Source organism: bacterium (assembly GCA_030654305.1).
Lineage (GTDB): Bacteria > Krumholzibacteriota > Krumholzibacteriia > LZORAL124-64-63 > LZORAL124-64-63 > PNOJ01.
On record JAURXS010000005.1, the window covers coordinates 1 to 4,525 of the forward strand.

A 4,525-nucleotide genomic window follows, 5' to 3' on the forward strand; every position below is an offset into this window, starting at 1 on the left:
CCGATGAGCCGCCGAATTCCCGGATTCGAATTTCGCCTCGCGACGAAAGACGCCGTATTACGCGCTGGACTTCGCGCAGGTCCGCGCGTGGGCAAGTCGACAGATAGTCTTCAAAGGTACTGTGCTTATCGATCACGCGAGTGTGTTTGCTGCCCATCCATATCAGATGAGGGCTCCCAGGGGATCCGTCGGCCGCGAAAGCCGCCAGGGCCGATTTCGGAAGGTAATTGCATTTGAACACCGGCCCGGCGTGCTTCGTCCTCGCCAGAGCGAGGATCCGGGACAGTTCATCCGGGGAATAGCCCCCGTGGTACGTCGATGCACGTGCGAGTTCGGTGCCTGTGATCGTCCCCATCGCGCGCAACAGCGTGAGCCCCTTGATTCGAATCAGAGGACTCGAGCTCAGGAAAACCGCCTTGCAGCGGGATTCGGCGGCGTTCCAGAGCGCGTAGATTTGCAGCTTGAGCAAATGCTCGCCGTAATGACGTCGCCAGATCCGGAAAGCCCCGGGCAGCACGAAGGGGTTGTCGACTTCGCACACGCCCTCTGAGATAAGCCTCTCATACTCGGCGAATGAAATCTCATCGATTCGCATGTCGGGGGTCTCCGTGTATGGTCAGGCTGATGTGTGGGTGAAGATAGGTGAGGCCGAATCCGCCCCGGAGATACCCATGCCGGAGCACCAAAGATAGCACAGCGGGTGGCCGCCCGCTGCCTGCAAACTCGGGCCGAAGCCCGACCCGCGAGGGTCGGGGGCGTTGCCCGGCGAGGGGCGATCGGGCCCCGGCCTTCACCAGGCGACCGGTCACAGTACCGGCGGTTGGGCCGAGTCCTCGGACGGGTACCCGAATATGTTCACCCGCTGCCAATTTCCGCGCCGGAACCGCCAGTAGAGCAGCACCGCCTCCAGCGCGTAGCAGGCGGCTCCGCCCAGCCAGGCCACGCGCACGTCGCCGCCGCCGCGCACCACCAGCAGCCAGGTCAGCGGCAGGAAGACCCCCCACATGACCGCCGCGGTGATCAGCAGCACCGAGCGCGTGTCGCCGGCGCCGGTCAGCAGGCCGCTGCCCACCATCCGCATGCCGTCGCCGACCTGAAAGACCGACGCCACCAGCGCCAATCCGGCCCCGAAGACGAGGATGGCGGGGTCGGGCGTGAAGATGCGGAAGATCCCGCCGCGGAACAGGTAGAAGAGCACCGCCAGGACCAGGCAGTAGAGCAGCCCCAGCTTGTAGACCTGGCGGCCGTAGCGCGCCGCCACGTCGGGGCGGCCGGCGCCGACCCAGTTGCCGACCAGCACGGCGCCGGCCGAGGTCAGGCCCCACATGGGCATGAACGAGAAGGAGAGCAGCTGCACGGTGATCTGGCTGGCCGCGAGCTGGATGGCGCCGGCGCGGCCGACCAGCACGGTGAACAGGCTGAACGAGCACATGTCGATGAATCCCTCGAGCGTCGACGGCAGCCCCACGCGGACCATGTTGCGCAGCGCCGCGAGGTCCGGCCGGCGCGGCACGTGGATGCGGTAGCGGCGGCGCTGGTTGCGGTCGGCCAGGATCACCGCGGCCATCAGCACCGTGTTGACCACCACGCTGATGCTCGTGGCGATCGACGCGCCGGCGATGCCCATCTCCGGTACCGCCAGCAGGCGCCGGCCGCCGACGGAGATGCCCTCCCAGCCGAAGATCAGCCAGAGGTCGAGCACGGCGTTGAGGGCGTTGGCGAAGATCGCGATCCACATGGGCGTGCGCACGTCGCGGCGGCCCTGGAAGTAGCCCAGCAGCGCGAAGCCGATCTGGGTGAAGACCGCGCTGACGGTCCGCCAGCGGACGTAGGTGTAGGTCGCGTCGACGACGTCGGCCGGGTTGCCCGTCAGGCGCAGCAGGGGCAGGCTGAAGTGGCCGAGCAGCATCAGCAGCAGCCCGGTGACGATCGACAGGTGGATGGCCTGCCAGGTGTAGTGGCTGACGGCCTCGTCGTCGCCCTTGCCGTGGGCCTGCGCCACGAAGGTGCCGTTGATGCGGCTGAGGTTGTTGAACAGGCTGTAGGCGGCCCAGGTCAGCACGCCGCCCAGCCCCGCGGCCCCCAGGGCCAGGCTGGAGTAGCGGCCCAGGAAGATCGTGTCGACGGTCCACATCATGGTGTGCGAGATCATCGACAGCACGATGGGCGAGGCCAGCACGACGATCTCCCGCGCGTGGTGGATGCGCCAGGGACCGCCGGTGGGCGCGTCGCCGCCGTGGGGGAGGAGCGGATGGTCGTTCATGGTCCGCCGGACCATAGCCCCCTGCGCACGGGGAGACAAGACCCGTCGCGCGGTTGACCGTCCGGACCCGTTCCGCTACGTTGCGCGCAGCTTCCCGACGACGCGCGCCACCGCAACCCGAGGAGCCCGCCATGCCGCGACCGGTGCTCCCCGCCGCCGGACCCCTGCGGGGGACGGCGACCGTCCCCGGCGACAAGTCCCTGTCCCACCGCGCCGCGCTGTTCGCGCCGCTGGGCGACGGGCCGGCGCGGGTGCGCGGCTTCCTGCGCGCCGAGGACACGCTGCGCTCGCTGGCGGCGGTGCGCGCGCTCGGCGCGGACGTGCGCGACGACGGCCGCGAACTGTGGATCGCGCCCGGGACCTTCCCCACGCCAGGTCCGGCCCCGGACGGCGCGCCGCTGCTGGAGATCGACTGCGGCAACAGCGGCACCACGGCCCGCCTGCTGCTCGGCCTGCTGGCCGGCCGGCGCGTGCGCGCGCGCCTGGACGGGGACGCGTCGTTGCGGTCGCGGCCGATGGGGAGGGTCGTGGAACCCCTGCGCGCCCTGGGCGCGGACATCGCCTACCTGGGCGCGGACGGCCGGCTGCCCTTGATCGTGACGGGTGCGGCGTTGCGCGGCGGCGAACACGCGATGGGGGCGCCCTCGGCCCAGGTCGCCTCGGCCCTGCTGCTGGCCGGGCTGTCGTCGTCGTCGCCGGTGACGGTCCGCGGCTGCCGCGGCGCGCGCGACCACACGCCGCGCCTGCTCGCGGCCATGGGCGCCGACTTGGGCGCCGACTTGGGCGCCGACTTGGGCGCCGACTTGGGCGGCTGGGAGCCCGGCGACGACGCGGTGACGCTGCGTCCCGGCCCGCCGCTGCGCGCGGTCGCGCACGACATCCCGGCCGACCCCTCGTCGGCCGCCTTCCTGCTGGGCGCCGCCGCCTTGGTGCCGGGCAGCCGGGTGACCGTGCCCGGCGTGCTGCTGAACCCGACGCGCTACGGCTTCCTGGCGGTGCTGCGGGAGATGGGGGCGGACCTCGCGATCGAGACCGCTGCCGATGCCGAAGACGGCGCCGAAATGACCGGCGCTGAGCCGACCGGCTCCGTGACCGTGGGCGCGGGTCCCCTGCGGGCCGTGCGGATCGACGGCGCCGGGCGCGTCGCCACGCTGGTCGACGAGCTGCCGCTGCTAGCCGTGCTGGCGGCGCGGGCCCGCGGCACCACCTCGCTGCGCGACGCCGCCGAACTGCGCGTCAAGGAATCCGACCGCCTCGCGGCCGTGGCGGCGGGTCTGCGCGGCCTGGGCGTCGCGGTGGTGGAGCATCCCGACGGGCTGGACATCACCGGCGAACCGGAGGGGTTCCCGGCGCGGGAACCTGTGCCGGTCGCCACCCACGGCGACCACCGCATCGCCATGGCCTTCGCCGTGGCCGGCCTCGCGTCCCGCGCGGGGGTGGTCCTGGACGACGACGCCTGCGTGGCGGTGTCGTTCCCCGGCTTCTTCGCGGCCTGCGCGGCGCTGGGGCGCGCGGGGGCGTCGGGTTGACCGCCGGGAGCGGTTCAAGTACGTTGCAGCCTCACGTCGGACGTCGTCGACCCGCCGCGGGATGGGGAGAGAAGGCATGCGCTGCCTGCACGCAGGCGAAAGCCACGGACCGGCCCTGGTCTCGGTGATCGAGGGCTTCCCCGCCGGCGTGCCCCTGGGCGAGGGGGACCTCGACGCGGAGCTGGGCCGTCGCCTCGAAGGGTACGGCCGCGGGATCCGCGCGCAGACGATCGAGACCGACGCCTGCCGCATCCTGGCCGGCCTGTGGAAGGGCCGCACGCTGGGTTCGCCCCTGGCGGTGCTGATCGAGAACCGGGACTTCGCGCGGCGCGACGGCGCGCCGCACCCCGACTGGCCGGCCCCGCGGCCGGGGCACGCCGACCTGCCGGGCCGGCTGCGCTACGGCTACGACGGCTTCGCGCCGGTGGCCGAGCGGGCCAGCGCCCGCTCGACGGCGGGCGTGGTGGCGGTCGGGGCCTGCGCCAAGATTCTGCTCAAGCAACTCGGGATCGAGGTCTGGAGCCACACCGCGCGGGTCGGCGACGTGGCGGCCGCGGACATCGCGCCGACGCTGGCCCGCCTGCGCCGCGTGCGCACTGGCACCCCGCTGCGCTGCCTCGACCGACGCGCCGAGGCGCTGATGGTCGCGGCCGTGGACGCGGCCGCGGCCGCGGGCACCACGCTCGGCGGCGTCGCCGAGGTCGTCGCGTTCGGCGTGCCGGCCGGCCTGGGC

The 4,525-nt window shown here is 72.5% G+C and carries 4 protein-coding genes; 2 read left to right on the plus strand and 2 right to left on the minus strand.

All coding sequences use genetic code 11. The features are described 5' to 3' along the window. Together Q7W29_00110 and Q7W29_00115 are read right to left on the minus strand one after the other, a co-directional pair. Positions 1–595, minus strand: a 595-nt coding sequence (locus Q7W29_00110; GenBank protein ID MDO9170216.1) for a hypothetical protein, incomplete at its 3' end; no start/stop codon positions are given. Between the two features lie 210 nt (positions 596–805). Continuing rightward, on the minus strand, positions 806–2,263 hold the full coding sequence (locus Q7W29_00115; GenBank protein MDO9170217.1) for an MATE family efflux transporter: 1,458 nt from the start codon (positions 2,261–2,263) through the stop codon (positions 806–808). A 131-nt stretch (positions 2,264–2,394) separates the two neighbouring features. On the opposite strand from Q7W29_00115, the gene aroA reads away from it, so the two are divergent. Together aroA and Q7W29_00125 are read left to right on the plus strand one after the other, a co-directional pair. Next, complete coding sequence (gene aroA / locus Q7W29_00120; protein ID MDO9170218.1) at positions 2,395–3,792, plus strand: 3-phosphoshikimate 1-carboxyvinyltransferase; 1,398 nt, start codon at positions 2,395–2,397, stop codon at positions 3,790–3,792. Between the two features lie 76 nt (positions 3,793–3,868). Then, the coding region (locus Q7W29_00125) for a chorismate synthase (protein MDO9170219.1) at positions 3,869–4,525 on the plus strand (657 nt) is incomplete at its 3' end.

Coding starts and splice junctions, on each gene's coding strand:
- aroA (MDO9170218.1), top strand. CDS start 2,395: ATGCCGCGACCGGTGCTCCCCGCCGCCGGACCCCTGCGGGGGACGGCG.
- Q7W29_00115 (MDO9170217.1), bottom strand. CDS start 2,263: ATGAACGACCATCCGCTCCTCCCCCACGGCGGCGACGCGCCCACCGGC.